Genomic DNA, 19,198 nt, shown 5'->3' on the forward strand with positions numbered 1-19,198 from the left:
TGTCGATCTCGAGTTTTGCGTCAGCGGACGCGCCGGAATTGACGCGAACCTCTTGATCACCGGGGGGGGGGGGGGCGGGGCGGGTGGGGGCGGGGAGCGAGGGGAGGGTGGCGGGAAGTGGCGGGGTGGGTGGGGGGATGGGAGGAAATTTTCATACTTGGGGGTGTGGTGCAAGGGGTGGGTTGCAGGGGATGTGGGTGGGGGGTGACCGAAAGTGGTTAGCGGGGGACAGGGTGTTGATGTGGGTGGGGTGATTGGGGTGGGGTTGGGGTGGGTAGCAACGCCCGGCACCGGCCGTCAGCAGGGCGGTCGCGGTGGTGGGAGGGGTGAGCGCAGTGTCCGTGCTGCGAACCAAACCGATCAAGGACGTGGTTGCCCAGGGCAACGCCGACGGCAGTGACGGCACCCCCGGTCTGAAACGACGACTCGGAGCCCGCGACCTCACCGGGTTCGGCATCGGCATCGTGATCGGCACCGGCATCTTCACCCTCACCGGCATCGAGGCGCGCGACAGCGCCGGGCCGGGTGTGGTGATCTCGTTCGCCATCGCCGGGGCGGTCGCCCTGCTTGCCGCCCTCTGCTACGCCGAACTGGCGTCCAGCGTGCCGACCGCCGGCAGCGCCTACACCTACGCGTACGCCACGATGGGCGAGATCGTCGCGTGGATCATCGGGTGGGATCTGCTGTTGGAGTTCGCGCTCGGTGCGGCGGTGGTGGCCCGGGGCTGGTCCGGTTACCTCGCCGAACTGTTCGGCCTGCCGAGCACCTGGTTCGCCGAAGAGGGCAGCGTGGTCAACGTCGGGGCGATCGGCATCGTGCTGCTGCTCGGCGTGGTCGCCATCGTCGGCATCCGCGAGTCGGCCCGGATCACCAACCTGCTGGTCCTGGTGAAGGTGGGCATCTGCGTCTTCGTCGTGGTCGCCGGGTTGTTCTTCGTCAAGGCGGCCAACCTCACCCCGTTCATCCCGCCGGCCGAGCCGGCCGGTGCCGGCGACGACGGGATCAAGCAGCCCGTCACCCAGGCGCTGTTCGGGCTGGAACCCTCCGTCTTCGGTTTCGTCGGGGTGCTCACCGCCGCCGCCGTGGTCTTCTTCGCGTACACCGGCTTCGAGGCGGTGGCGAACCTGGGTGAGGAGACCAGGCGGCCCAAGCGGGACCTGACCCTGGGGCTGTTCGGCACCCTGCTGATCTCCACCACGCTCTACATCGCAGTCTCGCTGGTCGTGGTCGGCATGGTGCCGTACACCGAGATCGACCGGGGTGCCCCGATCGCGGCGGCCTTCAACGCGGTCGGCGCGGGTTGGGCCGGGGTGCTCGTCTCCATCGCCGCCGTCGCCGGCCTGACCAGCGTGATCCTGGTCGACCTGGTGGCCATGGGCCGGATCGGCTTCGCCATCTCCCGGGACGGCCTGCTCCCACCCGCCGTGGCGAAGATCCACCCGCGCTGGGGGACGCCGTACCGGATCTCGGCGGTGATGACGGTCGCGGTGGCGCTGCTCGCCGGGTTCCTGCCGCTGTCGGCCCTGGCCGACCTGGTCAGCATCGGCGCGCTCTGCGCTTTCATGATCGTCTCGATCGCGGTGCCGATCCTGCGCCGCAAGCGCCCCGACCTGGAACGGCCGTTCCGGGTCCCGTTCTCCCCGGTGCTGCCGATCTTCACCGCGCTGGCCTGCCTCTACCTGACGCTCAACCTGTCGGTCGAGACCTGGATCAGGTTCCTGGTCTGGATGGCGCTCGGCGGCGTCGTCTACTTCTGCTACGGCTACCGGCGTAACCGCCTCGCCGTCCAGGAGGCCGAGGAGCGCGCCAAGGAACCCGCCTCCGCCTGACCGCCCGGCGGGTGCCGGCTGGGACCACCGGCCGGCCCCCGGCCCCGCCCTGTACCCGGCCCGTCCTGCGACCGGGCCCGGCGTCCGGCGTCCGGCCCGATCCGGCGGGCAGGGGCGGCGCACGGCGGGGGCCGGCACGCCGGGCCTGCCCGCCGTCGGGGCACGGTCGGGTCAGGGGCGCGGTGCGAAGCGCAGCAGATTCCAGGAGATCCCCGGCAGGCGTACGGAGCGGCGGTCGCCGTCGACGGTGCCGGTGGGCAGCTCCCGGGGGGTCACCCGGTCGGGCTCGGCCTCGGTGTTGACCGCGTCCGGGTCGTCCCCGGCGACGAGGGCGAGGTGCTGCACCGGGTGCAGCCCCGACAGGCCCCGCAGGTCGAGATCCAGAGGGAGGTCGTCGGTGCCCCGGTTGACCGCGAACACGGTCAGCGCGCCGGACTCCTCGTCGTGCAGTGCGACGGTGTCCAGCACCGGCACGTCGCCGTACCGCTTCGTGGCGTAGTGCGGTGAGACCGGCTCGGTGCGCAGCACGGTGCCCGTGGCGTACCGGGCGGTCAGGGCGAACGGGTGGAAGATGCTCTGCCGCCAGGCCGGCCCGCCGGTGCGGGTGCGGATCGGGGCGATCACGTTGACCAGCTGCGCCTGGCAGGCCACGCCGACCCGGTCGGCGTGCCGGAGCAGGGTGATCAGCAGGTCGCCGACGACCACCGCGTCGACAGCCGTGTACTCGTCTTCGAGCAGCTCCGGCGCCTCGACCCAGCCGCGCCGGTCCAGGTCGGCCTGGACTCGGGACTGGTACCAGACGTTCCACTCGTCGAAGGAGATCTTCAGCTTGCGGGTCTGCCGCAGCCGGGCGGCCACGTGGTCGGCGGTGGCGACGACCTCGCTGATGAACTGGTCCATGTCGACGGCTGAGGCGAGCAGGCTGGCCCGGTCGCCGTCGGTCGGGTCGTAGTAGGTGTGCGCCGAGACGTAGTCGACCTGCTCGTAGGTGTGTTCCAGCACGGTCGCCTCCCAGAAGGCGAAGGTGGGCATGCCCCGGCCGGAACTGCCGCAGGCGACCAGGCTGATCGAGGGGTCGATCAGCTTCATCGCCCGCGCGGTCTCGGCGGCGAGCCGGCCGTACTCCTCGGCGGTCTTGTGGCCGACCTGCCAGGGGCCGTCCAGTTCGTTGCCGAGGCACCACAGCCGCACCCCGTACGGCTCCTGCGCGCCGTGTGTACGGCGCAGGTCGGACAGCCGGGTGCCGCCCGGGTGGTTGGCGTATTCCAGCAGGTCGCACGCCTCCTGCACGCCCCGGGTGCCGAGGTTGACCGCCATCATCGGCTCGACCTGTGCGGCGGTGGCCCAGGTCATGAACTCGTCGAGGCCGAACGCGTTGGTCTCGATGGTCTTCCAGGCCAGGTCCAGCCGGCGGGGGCGGTCGTCGACCGGGCCGACGCCGTCCTCCCAGCGGTAGCCGGAGACGAAGTTGCCGCCGGGGTAGCGGACCACGGAGACGCCCAGTTCCCGGGTCAGCTCCAGCACGTCGCGGCGCAGGCCGGACGGGTCGGCTCCGGGGTGCCCAGGTTCGTGGATGCCGCCGTACACGCAGCGGCCCAGGTGTTCCACGAAGGAACCGAAGAGCCGGCGGTCCACCGGGCCGATCGTGAAGGCCGGGTCGATCGTCAACCGCGCTGCACGCACGGGCCCCACCTCTTCCCTGAGCTGCTCGGAGCGACTGCGGTCGATGCACCGCCCCGCGTTTGTATACCGTTGTCGCCAACGTTGTAAAGGATCTGTCGCGGGCCACCGTCGGCCGGCGGACGTGGGAGGGGAGTGGGGACGTGCGCCACCGCCTCAAGGACGTCGCCGAGCGGGCCGGGGTGTCGGTCAAGACCGTGTCGAACGTGGTCAACGGCTACCAGCACGTCCGTCCGGAGACCCGGGCCCGGGTCGAGGCGGCCATCGCCGAACTCCGCTACCGACCCAATCTGTCGGCCCGCAACCTGCGCAAGGGGCGTACCGGCGTGATCGCCCTCGCCGTTCCGGAGCTGGACGTGCCGTACTTCGCCGAGCTGGCGCGGCACGTGGTGGCCGCCGCCGCCGACCACGGCTGGACCGTGCTCATCGACCAGACCGGCGGTGGCCGGGAACGGGAGAAGGTGGCCGCCGCCGGCGTGGGCGACCACATGATCGACGGGCTGATCTTCAGTCCGCTGTCGCTGTCCGCCGACGACCTCGTCGGCCTGGAACTGCCGATGGTGCTGCTAGGCGAGCGGACGGACCACGGCCGGGCCGACCACGTGATGATCGACAACGTGGCCGCCGCCCGGGAGATGACCGCCCACCTGATCGGTCTCGGCCGCCGCCGGGTCGCCGCCGTCGGCGCGCAGCACACCCCCGAGGGTGCCGGCGCCCGCCTCCGGCTGGCCGGCTACACCGCCGCCCTGGCCGACGCCGGCATCGGGTACGACGAGCGCCTCGTCGCCGACACGCCGGCCTGGCACCGTGCCGACGGGGCCGCCGCCATGCGTCACCTGCTCGCCTCGGGTGCCCGCCCGGACGCGGTCTTCTGCTTCAGCGACACCCTCGCCCTCGGCGCGCTGCGCGCCCTGCACGAGGCCGGTCTGCGGGTTCCCGCCGACGTCGCCGTCGCCGGCTTCGACGACATCGAGGACGGCCGGTTCAGCGTGCCCACCCTGACCACGGTCAGCCCGGACAAGGAACGGATCGCCCGGCTCGCCGTCGACCTGCTCGCCGGACGGCTGGCCGGTGAGCGGGACGCGCCTGCCCGGGAGGTCACCGCACCGTACCGGCTGGCCTTCCGGGAAAGCACCGCCTGACGCCTTCGTCCGCCCGCGCTACCGGCCCCCGGCGGCTGCCGTTTCGCCGCAGCCGCAGCCGCAGCCGCAGCCGCAGCCGCAGCCGCAGCCGCAGCCGCAGCCGCAGCCGCAGCCGCAGCCGCAGGCACCGGCGACCGGTCAGTCAGTCGAAGAAGCGGGCCAGATGGGCGGGGGACACCGGTGGCGCGTCGGCGGGCAGCGGGGTCAGGTCGGCGAAGATGGACGCGCCGTCGCAGCCGGCGTGCAGTGGATACCAGCGCGGGGTCCCCGGCGGGCGCTGGCCGCACACCCCCTTGATCGTCTGTACGTCCAGCAGCCGGACGTGGGTCGGGTCGGCCACCGCGTTGACATGCCCCCACCAGGGGCTCATCACGTGCAGCACGCCACCCGGGCGGAGCACCCGGTGGCACTCGTCCACCAGCGGCAGGAAGTCGATCAGGTGCTCCAGGATGTGCACCGTGAAGATCACGTCGACGGAGTCGTCGGCCAGCGGCAGCGACCCGGACAGGTCCGCCACCGCGTCCACCCCCGGGGCGGGGAAGATGTCCAACCCGAGGTTCGCCGGATACTGCTTCTGGCCGCCGCAGCCCAGGTCCACCACCACCGGGTCCCGACCGTCGACCCGCACCCGCCCCCACACGCCGTACACCCCGGCGAGCCGGCCGACCAGCTCGCGGACCAGCCGCAACTGCTCCGGTGCGGGCACCTCCCCGCTCAGGTGGGCGACCCCCCGGTCGAACCGCACCTCGACGGCGAGCCCGCGTCACCGCTCGTCGTGGCGGGCCTGCTCGGCCCAGGCCGCTTCGAGGAACCCGTCGAGCGCCCGCAGCCGTTCGGCCGAGGGCGGTGCCTGCGCCAACGCGACCATGGCCACCTCCCGCCGGCCGTTACCCGCTTCCCGGCCCGGCACACCACCCGATCTGCTTCGCCAGCGCCGGCCGGGTCAGCCGCCAGCGCCGGCCGGGTCAGCCGCCGGCACGTCGGGTGGGCCGGCCGACGGCCCGGATGCGCTGCCGGGGCGCACCTGCCGCCTTCGGGCGCTTGAGGTGATAGCGGTGCAGCTCGTTGTGGCCCTCCAGGGACGGGTCCTCGCTCATGCCGACGAGTTCCCAGCCCTGGTCACCGGCCCGGTTCAGATGCGCCAGCGCGGTGTCGCCGTAGGCGGTGACGTCGGTCATCGAGCCGTCCGGGCCATACCAGACGAAGACGACCTCCCAGCTGAGGTCGGAGGCGGTCGGCTGGCGACGGCGGACCAGCAGCGCGTACTCCCATCTGAGCATGACCCCATTGTCACCCGGCGGCCGACGGGTGACGCTGATCAGTCCTCGGCGATCCGTCCGTCGGCGACCCGCAGCCGCCTGTCGACGCTGACCGCCTCCAGCATTCGCCGGTCATGGGTGACCAGCAGCAGCGTCCCCGGGTAGCCCGCCAGCGCCGACTCCAACTGCTCGATGGCCGCCAGGTCGAGGTGGTTGGTCGGCTCGTCGAGCACCAGCAGGTTGACCCCCCGGCCCTGCAGCAGCGCCAGCGCCGCCCGGGTCCGCTCGCCCGGCGACAGCGTCGCCGCCGGCCGCAGCACGTGCGCGGCGCGCAGGCCGAACTTGGCCAGCAGTGTCCGCGCGTCCGCCGGTGCCATTTCCGGTACGGCGGCCCCGAACGCCTCCAGCAGCGGCTCGTCGCCGAGGAACAGCCCCCGGGCCTGGTCGACCTCGCCGACCACCACCCCCGGGCCGAGCGCGGCGTGCCCGGCGTCGAGCGGCAGCCGACCCAGCAACGCCCCCAGCAGGGTGGTCTTGCCGGAGCCGTTCGCCCCGGTGATCGCCACCCGGTCGGCCCAGTCGATCTGGAGGTTCACCGGCCCCAGGGTGAAGGTGCCCCGGCGGACCACCGCGTCGCGCAGCGAGGCCACCACCGCACCGGCCCGGGGCGCGGCGGCGATCTCCATCCGCAGCTCCCACTCCTTGCGGGGCTCCTCGACCACGTCGAGGCGTTCGATCAGCCGCTCGGTCTGCTTCGCCTTGGCCGCCTGCTTCTCCGTCGCCTCGGCCCGGAACTTCCGGCCGATCTTGTCGTTGTCGGTGGCCTTGCGGCGGGCGTTCTTCACGCCCTTCTCCATCCAGGCCCGCTGGGTGCGGGCACGGGCCTCCAACGCGGCCCGGGTGTCGGCGTACTCCTCGAAGTCGGCGCGGGCGTGCCGGCGGGCCACCACCCGCTCCTCCCGATACGCGCCGTAGCCGCCGCCGTAGTGCCGGACCTGCTGCTGTGCCAGGTCGAGTTCGAGCACCCGGGTCACCGTCCGGGTCAGGAACTCCCGGTCGTGGCTGACCAGCACCGTGCCGGCGCGCAGCCCGGTGACGAACCGTTCCAGCCGGTCCAGGCCGGCCAGGTCCAGGTCGTTGGTGGGCTCGTCGAGCAGGAAGACGTCGTAGCGGCTGAGCAGCACGGAGCCCAGCCCGGCGCGGGCCGCCTCGCCGCCGGACAGGCCGGTCATCGGGTGGTCCAGGTCGACGGTGAGCCCCAACTCGGCGGCGACCTGCTCGGCGCGTTCCTCCAGGTCCGCCCCGCCGAGGTCGAGCCACCGCTCCAACGCCCCGGCGTACGCGTCGTCCGCCCCGGTCGTGCCTGCGGTGAGCGCCTCGGCGGCGGCGTCCAGGGCGGCCTGCGCCCCGGTGACCCCGGTCCGTCGGGCCAGGAAGTCGCGGACCGTCTCGCCTGCCCGCCGTTCCGTCTCCTGCGGCAGGTAGCCCACCGAGGCCCCCGGCGGGCTCAACGTGAGGCTGCCCTCCTCCACCGGCTGCACGCCGGCCAGCGTGCGTAGCAGCGTCGACTTGCCGGCCCCGTTGACCCCGACCAGCCCCACCACGTCGCCGGGGGCGACGACCAGGTCGAGGTCACTGAAGAGCATCCGCTCCCCGTGCCCGGCGGCGAGTCCCTTGGCGATCATCGTGGCGCTCATGAGGCCCCGAGCCTAGCGCCCGCCGATCCGGGGCGGGGACACCGAGCGGCCCGCCCTGCCGCCGCCCCGGCCACCGGCCGGTGGTCGGGCTGCCGGCTCTCGTCGGTGGAAGGTGGGGGAGGGCGGGAGAAACGGGGGCGGGTGGGGCAAGGTGGGTGGGTGGGATTGACGTTGGCGATCGACTGCGGCGGCGGCGGCATCAAGGGCTCGGTGCTGGACGGGGACGGCACCCTGCGGGCGTCGGTGATCCGGGTGGACACCCCGTACCCGTTGCCGCCGGAGCTGTTCGTCAAGACGCTGCTGGAGCTGGCCGGCCGGCTGCCCCCGGCGGACCGGGTCACGGTGGGGATGCCGGGCATGATCCGGCACGGGGTGGTAGTGGCCACGCCGCACTACGTGACCCGGTCCGGGCCGCGCAGCCGCGTCGACCCCGACCTGCTCGCCGAATGGTCCGGGTACGACGCGCGGCGGGCGGTCACGGAGGCGTTCGGGATGCCGGCGCTGGTGCTCAACGACGCCGAGGTGCACGGTGCCGGGGTGGTCGCCGGCACCGGCTGCGAACTGGTGCTGACCCTCGGCACCGGGTTGGGCAGCGCGCTGTTCGACGGTGGGCGGCTCGCCCCGCACCTGGAGCTGTCACATGCCCCGGTCCGCTGGGGGACCACCTACGACACGTACGTCGGGGAGCCGGAGCGGCGGCGGCTCGGCGACGCCTTCTGGTCCCGGCGCATCCGGCAGGTGGTGGACGGGCTGCGCCCGGTGTTCCGCTGGGACCGGCTCTATCTCGGCGGCGGCAACTCGCGGCTCATCCGCCCCGAGCAGGTGGCCCGGATGGGCGACGACGTGGTGATCGTGCCCAACACGGCCGGAATCGTCGGCGGTGTCCGGGCCTGGCAGTTGACGGGCGAACGGGACGAGCCGGCCTCCTGAGCCACAAGTCGACCCCCAGGAACACTCGCGGTACGCCCGGTGTTGTGCCAGCGTCGGAGCAATGGCGACGTGACGCGAGGGGGTGGGTCGGGATGGATCTTCTGGCGGAGTACCGACGGGCGACCATGTACTTCGAGATGGGTGACCCGAGCGGAGCGGTCCGGCTGCTGGAACCGATCGTGGCGGCCGAGCCCGGCAACTCCTCCGTACGTCAGCTGCTGGCCCGGGCGTACTTCCAGACCGCCCAGCTCGGCCGCGCCGAGGAGCAGTTGCGGGAGCTGGTCGACCGGGACCCCAGCGACCACTACGCCCACCACGTGCTGGGCCGGACGCTGGAGCGGTTGAACCGCTACCCGGACGCGCTGCGCCACCTGCGCATCGCGGCGGCCATGCACTCGACCAACGACGACTACGTGACCGCGCTGCGCCGGGTGGAGAGCCGGGTCGGCAACGGTCGCTGAATCGGAGACCGCGCCGGGCCGGGGGAGGGGTCTCTACCCTTCCCCCGGCCCGGTTCCGCGTCTGGTCCAGGCCAGGAAACGGTCGAACAGCTCCGCCGGGGTGGGTACGGCGTTCGGGTTGAGGGTGACCAGGTCGCCGGTGGCGTCGAACAACATCCCGGCCATGTGGACGGACAGCCCCACCCGGTCCCGCCGGTATTCGAGGATCAGCAGCAGCCGGGCGGGCTGACACGGCCAGGGCGCGGCACACACCCGGCACAACCAGAGCGGGCGCATCGGTACGTGTGGCCGTACGGCCCCGCCTGGGCGGGCATGCACCTGGGAAACGTTCAGCGGTTTCACCGTCTCAGGGTGGCCGCTACGCTACCCCCTAGTCAAGGCCCTAGTAGGGTCTCGCCCAACTAGGGCCTTGACTAGTGGGGACGTGTCTAGCCTCGCGTTCATGGGCCGGCATCTCATGGGCGCGTACGAGATCCGGATGCGGCTGGGTGTGAGCAGGCAACGCGTCGAGCAGTTGATGAAGCGCCCCGACTGGCCGAAGCCCTACGAGTCGCTCGCCACTGGTCGGATCTGGCGTACCGAGGACATCGAGGCCTGGATCCGCGAGCACCGGCCGCACCTGCCCGACGAAGCCTGAGGTTCGCTGCGACCCGTGCCGGCCTACGATGAGCCTGCCATGGCGGCTGCGCAGGTGGGGGAGGCGGGATGAAGCTCAAGCTGGACCTACACGACATCTTCAACAAGGGTCACGACATCGACCGTGCCCTGCGCGGGATCATGGACGAGGCGGTGGCGAAGAAGGCCACCCTGGTCGAGATCATCCCGGGTAAGGGGTCCGGTCAGCTCAAGAAGAAGGTGCTGCGCTTCCTCGACCAGAAGGACGTCAAGCAGCTCTACCACCGGGTCGAGAAGGACTCCAAGAACTTCGGTCGCCTCTTCGTCCACTTCCGCTGGAAGTGACGCGGGCGTCAAGCCGCTGTCAGAGGTCCAGGACGGCGACCGTCTCCCCTTCGCTCTGCTCGCCCGTCGGCCGGAAGCCCAGCTTCAGATAGAAGCCCTCCGCCCCGCCCTCGCGGGGCACCCAGGTGACGTACGCCCGGTTGCCGCCCCGGGCGCGGATCTCCGCGCACACCGCCTCGACGGCGAACCGTCCGTAACCCTTCCCCTGGGCGTCGGCCGCGATGTTGAGTTTCCAGAGGCCGGACCGGACGTCATCGGGGTTGTCGCCCCACGCGTAGTCGAGGAAGGCCATCAGGAAGCCGACCAGCCGGTCGCCGTCGAAGATCAGCCTCGGCCAGGCGATGTCCGGGAAGACGTACGCCTCGGCCAGTGACTTGACCACCGGCCCGACCAGATCCTCCTGATCGGGGCGCACCGACAGCTTGAGCGCCGCCTCGTAGTTCTCCGGGGTGACCTTCTCCAGCCGCATCCTGCGGACCCTAGTCCGCCCCGCCGGCTCCGGCGACCGGTTATCTGTGGTCATGGATAGTTGATCGCCTTCGGCCACGTCGTCAGAACGGATAGGTGCGGGCGACCAACCGCATCGCCGACCTGTGCGACTCCCTCACTCCGCGGTGGGATCCACAGACATGCTGCGACTGGAGGGATGGCCAATGGCTCGATCAGCGGGTCGAGTAGCCTTTCCTGTTTCTGCTTTTGAGACCCGTTAGGATCAGGAAGTGAGGCGGGGTGGGGTGCGGGAGGGTGGAATCGGGGTTTCCAGAGTGGCCCGAACTACGCGCCCCTCATGATGTGAGCTGCGGCGAACTGGGCACCAACAAAAAGCACTCCTGTGGGCAGTAGGATGAGCAGTACCTTGTATGCGGCTGTGCGCCGGGCGACCGTTTCGCCGAACACTGCAGTCAAACTTATGAGGGCTACGATGCTGGTGTAAGTGAGAAGAACGGTCGTCGGAACCCAGTGAGGCATGGCAGTATCTCCGTCCTGAACAGCTCTCGGGTTGCCCGTCTGGTCGGGTGGAGCCGGAAGCCCCGCGAGTCGTTTTGTGAGGCATTGAGGTCGCCAGCGGTGCCCTGCGGGTCATAGATTGGTTCGGCGACGTCCAATCCAACGCAGCGTCAACGCTTGCTTTGGAACGCTGCGTAGGATGTCCAGCACGTAGGCGGTGCGATGCCACCATGGGGCGTTCTCGGCACGTAGGTCGTGTAACTCGCCTCGCCACTCCTCCAGCCATCGTGCTCGGGTCGAGGGGGGTAGTAGAAAGCTCAGCAAGCCCAAGATTGAGGCTCCCAGCGGAGTTGCTGACGAGGTTCCCGTCGGACCTGAGCGCGGAGCTTCCGCTACCCTCCTGCCCACCGTTGCAATTGCCATGGAAAGAGGTTTCCGCGGGAGTCGCCGTCTGCCGCGATACCTATCGGGCTCGGTATAAAGCCGCTGGCGCATTACCTCACCCCCCAACTAATGCGGCGGATCCCCATCATGCGACAAGGCCTCGTCAAGGCAGGCACCTCAGTAGCCCGGGTGAGGGCGAAGCCGCCCAGCGGTGGAGGTGCCTCTGGTGCGGGCGGAGGTTTCGGCTAGAGCGAGGCGTGCGGTTTCGGCACCGCCCGGGGCGAACTGGTAATACCGTCGCCGAGGCCGCCCTTGATCCTCGTGCTCAGCAGGATCTTCCCAATAGGATTCCACCCAGCCGGCTTGCTCAAGGCGGGCGAGAATTGGATGGAGGGTGCCCGACTTTAGGCCGGTCTCGCGAGCAATGTCACGGCCCCAGCGCGGATCGGCGGGTGTGGTAAGTAGGGCGCGAATCACCGCCACGGTCTGCGGTGTGAGGCGTGGCGTTTCGGACATGGCTCGACTCTACCTACCTAGGTAGCCGATGTCTACCTAGGTAGGTCGCTTTGGTTCGCCAGCCCAGCCATGTGCGCGAGTATGGCCAGGGTGATCGAGGCCTCTTACCTGCTTAGGGCAGGTGAGTAGGCATGGCCGATGTCGGGAGCAAGCGTCAGAGTGGATAGGTGCGGGCGACCGCCAGCATCTCCGAGGTGTGCGACCCGACAACCCCCACCCCCGCCGGCCGCTGCCGGAACCCCGGCAGCCCCGCCAACCCGTCGCTGGCGTCCATCGCCCGCACCGCCACCTGCCCCGCCCGGGGCACCACGGTCAGGGTGATCTCGACCCCGTCGGCGGGCGGGGCGTGGAACACGATCCCGAAGCCCCACCGGTCGGCCTTCGCCTCCTCGGCGCCCGGCTGCCGCCCGACCGGCACCTCACGCCCCGCCACCTCGGCCCGGGTCACCTCGGCGGTGGTGGCGTCCACGTGCAGGGTGGCCAGCCGGACGGTGCGCTGGGGGAGCAGCCGCAGCCGCAGGGTGCGCAGCCCACCGGCGGTGGTGTCCGCCAGCACCTGCACCGTGGGAGCGGTCAGGTTCGCCGCCGGTGCCGGGCCGCCGCGCAGGTCGGGATCGCCCAGGCCGGGGAAGCCGTCGACGGCGGCGGGACCGTCGACGTACCCGGCGGTCCACGACTGCGGGTCGGCCTCCCGGGTGAGCCACTGCGCCTCGTTGGTGTCGGCGTCCAGGGCGTACATCAGGTGGGTGGGCACGGGGTGGTCGGCGTCGAACCGGTCGACCGCCAGGCCGACCCCGGCGAACAGGGTAGCGGCGAGCGCGGCGGCGACGGCCGGCAACGCGCCGAGCCGGCGGGCGCGGGCGGCGACCATGCCCCGCTGGCCGCCGGCCGCCGGGTGCAGCAGGTCGAGCACCGGCAGCGCGGCCAGCCCCAGCAGCACCGCGAACAGGGCCGCGACCCCGCCCATCGCCATCCCCAGCGCGGGGAAGAGCAGCACCACCGTCGGTAGCAGGATCACCACGGCGACCGCGCCGGCCAGGGTCACCGCGACCACCGGCCACGGGCCGTCGATCCGGGTACGCAGCGCCACCAGGCCGGCGAGCGCGCCGGCCAGCGCCGGCAGGGTGGCCAGGTACGCCCCACCGGGTACCAGCGCGGCCAGCACCACCCCGAGCAGGGCCAGCCAGCCCAGCCCACCGACGGCCAGCGCCGCCGGGCCGACCCGGCGGCGGGTCAGCGCGTACCAGGTGAGCAGGATCGCGGCGGCGAGCGCCACCACCGCCAACCGGTACCAGACCGGACGGTACGGGTCGAGCAGCTCGGCGTAGCCGGGGCGCAGCGCGGTGATCCCCGCCCACAACAGTTGGGCGGCGACCGGGGCGGCCACGATCGGCACCAGTGCCAGCCCGAACCCGGCGAACAGGCGACCGGTGCCGGCCCGGCCGGTGTGCCGCACCTGCCAGCCCAGCACCAGCACCCCGAGCACCGCCAGGGCGGCCAGTGGCCAGGTCAGCCAGCCGGGGTAGCGGACCAGCCCGCCCGGCACCGGGAAGTAGGTGGCGTCGTGGCCGGACTTCAGCGCCGTCAGGTCGGCGCGGCCGAACTCGCGGGCCAGCCCGAGCGCGTTGTCGCCGTGCATCTGGAGGCTGCCCCGGTCCATCGCGGCCGGGGTGTCCAGCGGGGTGTGGTAGATCGCGCCCCCGTCGATGTACGCCGCGTTCAACCCGACGAAGTCGTTGTCGAGGAACGCGGTGAAGTCGGTGTCGTTGGGCAGCGCCCGGTAGATCTCCACCGCGAACGAGGTGCCCACCGGGTGCGGGGCGCCCCGGCCGAAGGCGGCCACCAGCTCGGCGTTGTTCCGGGACGTCTCGAACATGATCACCGGGCCGGTGGAGCCCCGCGCCTCCAGGTTGAGCACCACCCCGCCGTCGGCGGCCAGCGGGTGACTCGCCGCGAACGCCGCCGCCCCGCACAGGCAGGCCTCCTCGGCGTCGGTCAGCACGAACACGACGTCGTTGCGGGGCCGGGGACCGGCGGCCAGCGCGCGGGCCACCTCCAGCACGGTGGAGGTGCCGGCCGCGTCGTCGTTGCCACCCGGGCCGGTCTGCACCGAGTCGTAGTGCGCCACCAGGAAGACCCGGCCGGTGGAGGCGGTCCCGGGCAGTCGGGCCACCACGTTGCGGACCCGGGCGAAGGTGGCCCCACCGGCCGCCCCGCTGAGCTGCCCGGCCTCCGGGGCGACGGTGTCCTGCACCTCGGTCTGCAGGCCCAGCCCGCTCAGCACCCCGACCAGGTGCTCACGGACCTGGTCGTTGGCGGCGCTGCCGGCCGGGTGCGGGCGTTGCGCCACCGTCTGCACCGTCCGGGACGCCCGCCCGGCGCTGAACTCGTCGGCCGGGGCGTCGACCGGCCGGGGCGTCGGGGTGGCCAGGGTGACCAGCATCGCGGCACCCACCGCGACCAGCGCCAGCAGGGCGGCCAGGGCGGCAGGCGGACGACGCCGGGGCCGGGCCAGCGCCCGGTCGGCGGCGGAGGCGGGGGGTGCGCCCACGGGAACTCCTCGGGGGTGGTGCGGAGGTGGTGCACCATCCTGCCCCCGCCGGGGCGCAGCCGGGGCGTACCGGAACCGAACCGTGACGCTGGCCGCTGCCCGGACGCTCACCTGGTGACGGCCTTGCCCGGGAACGCCCGGACCGGGCGGACCGTGTTGTGTGCGACCGTTGTCTAATACAGGATCAGCAGGGCACTCGGAAGGAGCCCGACATCACCAGCGAACTCCCGCGTCTCGCGGCGGTGACCCGGTCGCACCGGGGGCCTGGCTCGGCCGGGCCCTCCGTCGCGCCGTACCCGCACGGCGGGCTGGGGCCGCACCCCAACCTGCCGCCGGGTGAACGGCTGCGGGTGCTGCTGGTCGAGGACGACGAGGGCGACGCCTTCCTGGTCGGCGAGCTGCTCGCCGAGACCAACTCGATGATCGACCTGCTGGTCGCCACCAGCCTCAGCGAGGCCCGGCAGCGCATCGCCGGGGTCGACTGCGTGCTGCTCGACCTCGGCCTGCCCGACGCGCAGGGCCTGGACGGGCTGCGCCGGGTGCTGGAGATGTCCAGCGGCGCGGCGGTCTGCGTGCTGACCGGCCGCTCCGACGAACACCTCGGCATCGTCGCGGTCGCCGAGGGCGCCCAGGACTACCTGGTCAAGGGGCAGGTCGACGGGGTGCTGCTGACCCGCGCCCTGCGCTACGCGGTGGAACGCAAGCGGGCCGACGAGAACGCCCGCCGGCTGCGCGAGGTCGAGCTGCGCCAGGCCGAGTCGGCCCGACTGGAACGGGGCCTGCTGCCCCAGCCGCTGATGACCACCGACGAGGTGGCGGTGCACACCTTCTACCGGCCGGGCCGGCACGCGGCGCTGATCGGCGGGGACTTCTTCGACGTGGTGCAGACCCAGCCGGACCGGGTCGACCTGATCGTCGGCGACGTCTGCGGGCACGGCGTGGACGAGGCCGCCCTCGGCGTCGAACTGCGGGTGGCCTGGCGGGCGTTGATCCTGGCCGGGGTGCCCGACGACGAGGTGCTGCCCGCCCTGGAGCAGGTGCTGATGAGCGAGCGCCGGCTCCAGGAGATCTTCGCCACCGTCGCCACCGCCCGGCTCGACCTGGCCGCCAACCGGGCCACCGTCCGGCTGGCCGGCCACCCGCCGCCGCTGCTGCTGTCCGGCGGCAAGGTCGGGCCGGTACCGGCCCGGGGCGGCCTGCTGCTCGGCGTACGACCCCGCCGTCCCGTCGCGTTCGACCTGGAGTTCGACACCGATGACTGGTCCCTGCTGATGTACACCGACGGCCTGATCGAGGGGCGGGTGGGTGACGGCGACGACCGGTTGGACGTCGACGGGCTGACCGGCCTGCTCCAGGAGCGCGCCAACCACGCCGTGCCGCTGTCCGAGCTGCCCGCCTGGCTGGTCGGTCGGGCGGAGCAGATCAACGGCGGGCCGCTTGCCGACGACGTCGCCATGCTGCTGGTCACCCGGGGCGGTGGCCGGTGAACACGTACCGCCGGGGGTGGACCCTGCGTCGCCGGGTGCTGGCGCTGCTGGCCGTGGTCGGCGTGCTGCTGGTCGGGCTGGCCGTGGCCGAGGCGGTGGTGGCGGCGAAGAACCGCGCCTACACCGACGCGCTGCTCACCCGCACCGGCCCGCTGCGCGTGCAGGGTCAGGAGATGCTCAACGCGCTGCTCGACCAGGAGACCGGCATCCGGGGGTACGCGGTCAGCGGCAACCGCGCCGACCTGGCCCCGTACGAGCAGGGGGTGCAGCAGGAGCGCGACGTGGCCGCCACGATCGCCGACCTGAGCCGCGACTACCCGGAGGTCGCCGCCGCGCTGCGCACCGCGCAGCAGCAGGCGGCGGACTGGCGGCGGACGGTGGCCGAGCCGGTGATCGCCACCACCGGGAGCAGCGGCACCGCCGCCGGTCAGGCGTTGATCACCGCCCAGGCCCGGCAGCAGTTCGACGAGATCCGGGCGTCGGTGGGTGACCTCCAGACGGCGATCCTGACCGAGCGGGAGAAGGGCGCCCGGGACATCGAGCGCACCGGCAACATGCTGGTGATGCTGCTGATCGTCGCGGCGGTGGTGGTCGTCCTCGCGGGCACGCTGATGCTGCTCTCCCTGGAGCGGATGGTGATCCGGCCGCTGACCGGCCTGGCGCAGCAGGTGCGGGAGGTCGCCGCCGGCGACTACCAGCACCACATCGCCGGGTCGGGGCCGCCGGAGTTCCGTCGGCTCGCCGACGACGTCGACGTGATGCGGCAGAAGATCGCCAAGGACCTGGCCGAGGTGCGGGCCGCCCGGGAGAACATCGAGTGGGTCAACAGCCAGTTGCAGAAGCAGGCCGAGGAACTGACCCGTTCCAACCGTGACCTGGAGCAGTTCGCCTACGTCGCCTCGCACGACCTGCAGGAGCCGCTGCGCAAGGTGGCCAGCTTCTGCCAGCTGCTGCAACGCCGGTACGCGGGGCAGCTCGACGAGCGGGCCGACCAGTACATCGCGTTCGCGGTCGACGGCGCGCAGCGGATGCAGCGCCTGATCAACGACCTGCTGGCGTTCTCCCGGATCGGTCGGCTCACCACCGGTTTCGTCGACGTCGACCTGAACAAGGTGATGGGCGACGTGGCCAGCCAGACCGAGCCGGGCCGGCAGTACGCCGACGCCGAGCTGACCTGGGGCGAGCTGCCGGTGATCCGGGGTGAGGAGCCGCTGCTCACCAACCTGCTGGTCAACCTGGTCAGCAATTCGGTGAAATTCCGCCGCCCGGACGTCGCGCCGAAGGTGCGGGTCTCGGCCCGGCTGGTCGGTGACGAGTGGGAGATCACCTGCCAGGACAACGGCATCGGCATCGAGGCCGAGTTCGCCGACAAGATCTTCGTGATCTTCCAGCGGCTGCACGCCAAGGACGCCTACCCTGGCACCGGCATCGGCCTGGCCATCGTCAAGAAGATCGTCGAGTACCACGGCGGTCGGGTCTGGGTCGACACCGACCAGGCCGAGGGGACGGCGATCCGGTTCACCCTGCCGGCCCGGCCGGAGGACGTCGAGGCCGCGAAGGCGGCGGCCGAGGCGGACGCGGCGGCGACCGACGGGGACACCGACGCGCCGGCCGACGGGGAGAACCCGCCGACGGCCGACGACGCCGCGCCCGGCCCGGTCGTGGAGACGGCCGACGAGGCCGGCCCGGTGGCCCGACCGACGCCGGTCGGCCGGCAACCGGACGGTACGCAGGACGAGGACCCACCCGGCGGGCCGCCGGGGCACGGCACGACGGGTGGCACGAAGGAGAGGGTCGGATGACCGCGCCGGCGGACGGCAAGAGCCCGATCGAGGTCCTGCTGGTCGAGGACGACCCGGGTGACGTGTTGATGACCCAGGAGGCGTTCGAGGAGCACAAGCTCCGCAACCGGTTGACCGTCGTCTCCGACGGCGCCGAGGCGCTGGCCTACCTGCGGCGCGAGGGCCGGTACGCGGACGCGGTGACCCCCGACCTGATCCTGCTCGACCTGAACCTGCCCCGCCGGGACGGCCGGGAGGTGCTGGAGGAGATCAAGAACGACGAGGAGCTGCGCCGCATCCCGGTGGTGGTGCTGACCACCTCCCAGGCCGACGAGGACATCCTGCGCAGCTACCAGCTGCACGCCAACGCCTACGTGACGAAGCCGGTGGACTTCGACCGCTTCATCTCGGTGGTCCGCCAGATCGACGAGTTCTTCGTCAGCGTTGTCAAGCTGCCGCCGCGTGGCTGACCATCTGCTCGACGACGTCGACACGCTGCTGCGGGAGACCGCGGCGAGCGTGGTGTTGCCGCTGTTCCGCAAGCTGGACGACGCCGACGTCACCGAGAAGGCACCGGGCGACCTGGTCACCGTCGCCGACCAGCGGGCCGAGGAGCGGATCTCGGCGGGGCTGCGCCGGTTGCTGCCGGGTTCCCTGGTCGTCGGCGAGGAGGCGGTCGCCGCGGACGGGTCGCTGCTGCGTCACCTGCGCGGCGGCGGCGACGTGTGGGTGGTGGACCCGGTCGACGGGACGGGGAACTTCGCCGCCGGGCGGCGACCGTTCGCGCTGATGGTGGCCCTGCTCTCCGGCGGCGAGCCGGCCGCGTCCTGGGTGTTCGACCCGCTGGCCGGGACGATGGCCGTGGCCCGCGCCGGGGCCGGCACCCGCCTGGACGGCCGGCCGGTCCGCGAGACCCCCGTCCTGCCGCCGGATCGGCTGCGCGGCACCGCGATGGTCCAGTATCTACCCCGGGCCACCCGGGACCGGGTGGCGGCCGGCCGCAGCCGGATCGGGGAGCTGCTGCCCGGCCAGCACTGCGCCGGGCGGGAGTACCTCGACCTGCTCACTGGTGACCAGCAGTTCGTCCTGTTCTGGCGGACCCTGCCCTGGGACCATGCCCCCGGCGCGCTGCTGGTGCGCGAGGCGGGCGGGGTGGCCCGCCGCTTCGACGGCACCGAGTACCACCCGGCCGACGACGGTTCGGGCCTGCTGGCCGCCTCCGACGAGCAGACCTGGCACGAGGTCCACGCCGCGCTGCTCGGCGACTGAACCGCCGGCCGGCTCCGGCGGGCCGTCCACCCACCCGGCCGGCCGCCCGGCGCGCCGTCTCGGAGATCGACGGCGGTGGACCCTCGGCTACCGGTCCGACACTCCCGGTCGAGGGTCGTCGTCCGGTGCCGTCACGGGCCTGGTGACCGGGCGTGATTGCGGTAATGTGACCGGCGGTCTCCGCCCCCAGGCCGCCAACCGGGGCCGGCGGGACCGCCCCCCCCCCCGCCCCACCGCCCGGCGGCCGCGGCCCCGGGGCAGACACCAGCGGGCCCCCGGCCCACCCGACCCCCCCCCTGTCCCG

Annotated in this window: 16 protein-coding genes and 3 pseudogenes; 10 read left to right on the forward strand and 9 right to left on the reverse strand. The window is 72.4% G+C overall.

The genetic code is table 11. From position 1 onward, the window contains the following. Positions 1-326 precede the first annotated feature (326 nt). Positions 327-1,829, forward strand: a complete 1,503-nt coding sequence (locus ACOJTC_RS08410) for an amino acid permease (RefSeq protein WP_372444575.1) — start codon at positions 327-329, stop codon at positions 1,827-1,829. A gap of 171 nt (positions 1,830-2,000) precedes the next feature. Here ACOJTC_RS08410 and ACOJTC_RS08415 read toward each other — a convergent pair whose 3' ends face one another. Then, positions 2,001-3,512 (reverse strand): alpha-N-arabinofuranosidase, encoded by a 1,512-nt coding sequence (locus ACOJTC_RS08415; protein ID WP_420116409.1) that lies wholly within the window; start codon positions 3,510-3,512, stop codon positions 2,001-2,003. Between the two features lie 140 nt (positions 3,513-3,652). Between ACOJTC_RS08415 and ACOJTC_RS08420 the strand changes: the two genes are divergently transcribed. Then, positions 3,653-4,651 (forward strand): LacI family DNA-binding transcriptional regulator, encoded by a 999-nt coding sequence (locus ACOJTC_RS08420; RefSeq protein ID WP_420116410.1) that lies wholly within the window; start codon positions 3,653-3,655, stop codon positions 4,649-4,651. Positions 4,652-4,793: 142 nt separating this feature from the next. Here ACOJTC_RS08420 and ACOJTC_RS08425 read toward each other — a convergent pair. The 3 genes and pseudogenes from ACOJTC_RS08425 to ACOJTC_RS08435 form a co-directional block, all read right to left on the reverse strand. Next, positions 4,794-5,519: pseudogene (locus ACOJTC_RS08425) on the reverse strand (methyltransferase domain-containing protein). 166 nt (positions 5,520-5,685) lie between these two features. Further along, positions 5,686-5,931: pseudogene (locus ACOJTC_RS08430) on the reverse strand (hypothetical protein); the annotation flags it as partial. A gap of 38 nt (positions 5,932-5,969) precedes the next feature. Further along, a complete protein-coding gene (locus tag ACOJTC_RS08435; protein WP_420116411.1) occupies positions 5,970-7,607 on the reverse strand; it encodes an ABC-F family ATP-binding cassette domain-containing protein in 1,638 nt (545 codons plus the stop codon). Positions 7,608-7,766: 159 nt separating this feature from the next. Between ACOJTC_RS08435 and ACOJTC_RS08440 the strand changes: the two genes are divergently transcribed. After that, a complete protein-coding gene (locus ACOJTC_RS08440) occupies positions 7,767-8,537 on the forward strand; it encodes an ROK family protein (protein ID WP_363650813.1) in 771 nt (256 codons plus the stop codon). A gap of 92 nt (positions 8,538-8,629) precedes the next feature. Continuing rightward, a complete protein-coding gene (locus ACOJTC_RS08445; RefSeq protein WP_088644718.1) occupies positions 8,630-8,998 on the forward strand; it encodes a tetratricopeptide repeat protein in 369 nt (122 codons plus the stop codon). A 33-nt stretch (positions 8,999-9,031) separates the two neighbouring features. Here the strand turns inward: ACOJTC_RS08445 and ACOJTC_RS08450 are convergent, their stop codons facing one another. Continuing rightward, on the reverse strand, positions 9,032-9,274 hold the full coding sequence (locus tag ACOJTC_RS08450) for a hypothetical protein (RefSeq protein ID WP_420116412.1): 243 nt from the start codon (positions 9,272-9,274) through the stop codon (positions 9,032-9,034). Between the two features lie 166 nt (positions 9,275-9,440). On the opposite strand from ACOJTC_RS08450, the gene ACOJTC_RS08455 reads away from it, so the two are divergent. After that, positions 9,441-9,635: a helix-turn-helix transcriptional regulator gene (locus tag ACOJTC_RS08455; RefSeq protein WP_420116413.1), complete on the forward strand. Its 195-nt coding sequence runs from the start codon at positions 9,441-9,443 to the stop codon at positions 9,633-9,635. 68 nt (positions 9,636-9,703) lie between these two features. Further along, entirely contained in the window at positions 9,704-9,958 is a 255-nt protein-coding gene (locus ACOJTC_RS08460; RefSeq protein WP_067315484.1) for a Smr/MutS family protein, read from the forward strand. A 19-nt stretch (positions 9,959-9,977) separates the two neighbouring features. On the opposite strand, the gene ACOJTC_RS08465 is transcribed toward ACOJTC_RS08460, so the two are convergent. From ACOJTC_RS08465 to ACOJTC_RS08480, 4 genes and pseudogenes are all read right to left on the reverse strand, one after another. After that, complete coding sequence (locus ACOJTC_RS08465; RefSeq protein WP_420116414.1) at positions 9,978-10,427, reverse strand: GNAT family N-acetyltransferase; 450 nt, start codon at positions 10,425-10,427, stop codon at positions 9,978-9,980. An 884-nt stretch (positions 10,428-11,311) separates the two neighbouring features. Further along, positions 11,312-11,401: pseudogene (locus tag ACOJTC_RS08470) on the reverse strand (M23 family peptidase); the annotation flags it as partial. A 66-nt stretch (positions 11,402-11,467) separates the two neighbouring features. Beyond that, entirely contained in the window at positions 11,468-11,806 is a 339-nt protein-coding gene (locus tag ACOJTC_RS08475) for a PadR family transcriptional regulator (RefSeq protein WP_420116415.1), read from the reverse strand. Between the two features lie 154 nt (positions 11,807-11,960). Beyond that, positions 11,961-14,357 carry a M28 family peptidase gene (locus tag ACOJTC_RS08480; RefSeq protein ID WP_420116416.1) on the reverse strand — a complete coding sequence of 799 codons (2,397 nt, stop codon included), beginning with the start codon at positions 14,355-14,357 and terminating at the stop codon, positions 11,961-11,963. A 242-nt stretch (positions 14,358-14,599) separates the two neighbouring features. On the opposite strand from ACOJTC_RS08480, the gene ACOJTC_RS08485 reads away from it, so the two are divergent. Genes ACOJTC_RS08485 through ACOJTC_RS08500 form a run of 4 tightly spaced genes read left to right on the forward strand, consistent with a single transcriptional unit; the run spans position 14,600 to position 18,894 of the window. After that, positions 14,600-15,844: a PP2C family protein-serine/threonine phosphatase gene (locus ACOJTC_RS08485; protein WP_420116417.1), complete on the forward strand. Its 1,245-nt coding sequence runs from the start codon at positions 14,600-14,602 to the stop codon at positions 15,842-15,844. Next, positions 15,841-17,646, forward strand: a complete 1,806-nt coding sequence (locus tag ACOJTC_RS08490; RefSeq protein WP_420116418.1) for a sensor histidine kinase — start codon at positions 15,841-15,843, stop codon at positions 17,644-17,646. Before ACOJTC_RS08485 ends, ACOJTC_RS08490 begins: the two co-directional genes overlap by 4 nt. Next, positions 17,643-18,095 (forward strand): response regulator, encoded by a 453-nt coding sequence (locus ACOJTC_RS08495; RefSeq protein WP_402897112.1) that lies wholly within the window; start codon positions 17,643-17,645, stop codon positions 18,093-18,095. Before ACOJTC_RS08490 ends, ACOJTC_RS08495 begins: the two co-directional genes overlap by 4 nt. Further along, positions 18,088-18,894 carry an inositol monophosphatase family protein gene (locus ACOJTC_RS08500; RefSeq protein ID WP_420116419.1) on the forward strand — a complete coding sequence of 269 codons (807 nt, stop codon included), beginning with the start codon at positions 18,088-18,090 and terminating at the stop codon, positions 18,892-18,894. The genes ACOJTC_RS08495 and ACOJTC_RS08500 overlap by 8 nt, the downstream gene beginning before the upstream one ends. Positions 18,895-19,198: the final 304 nt, after the last annotated feature.

Origin of the sequence: Micromonospora sp. (assembly GCF_048594385.1) — a bacterium.
GTDB classification, from domain to species: Bacteria; Actinomycetota; Actinomycetes; order Mycobacteriales; family Micromonosporaceae; genus Micromonospora; species Micromonospora wenchangensis.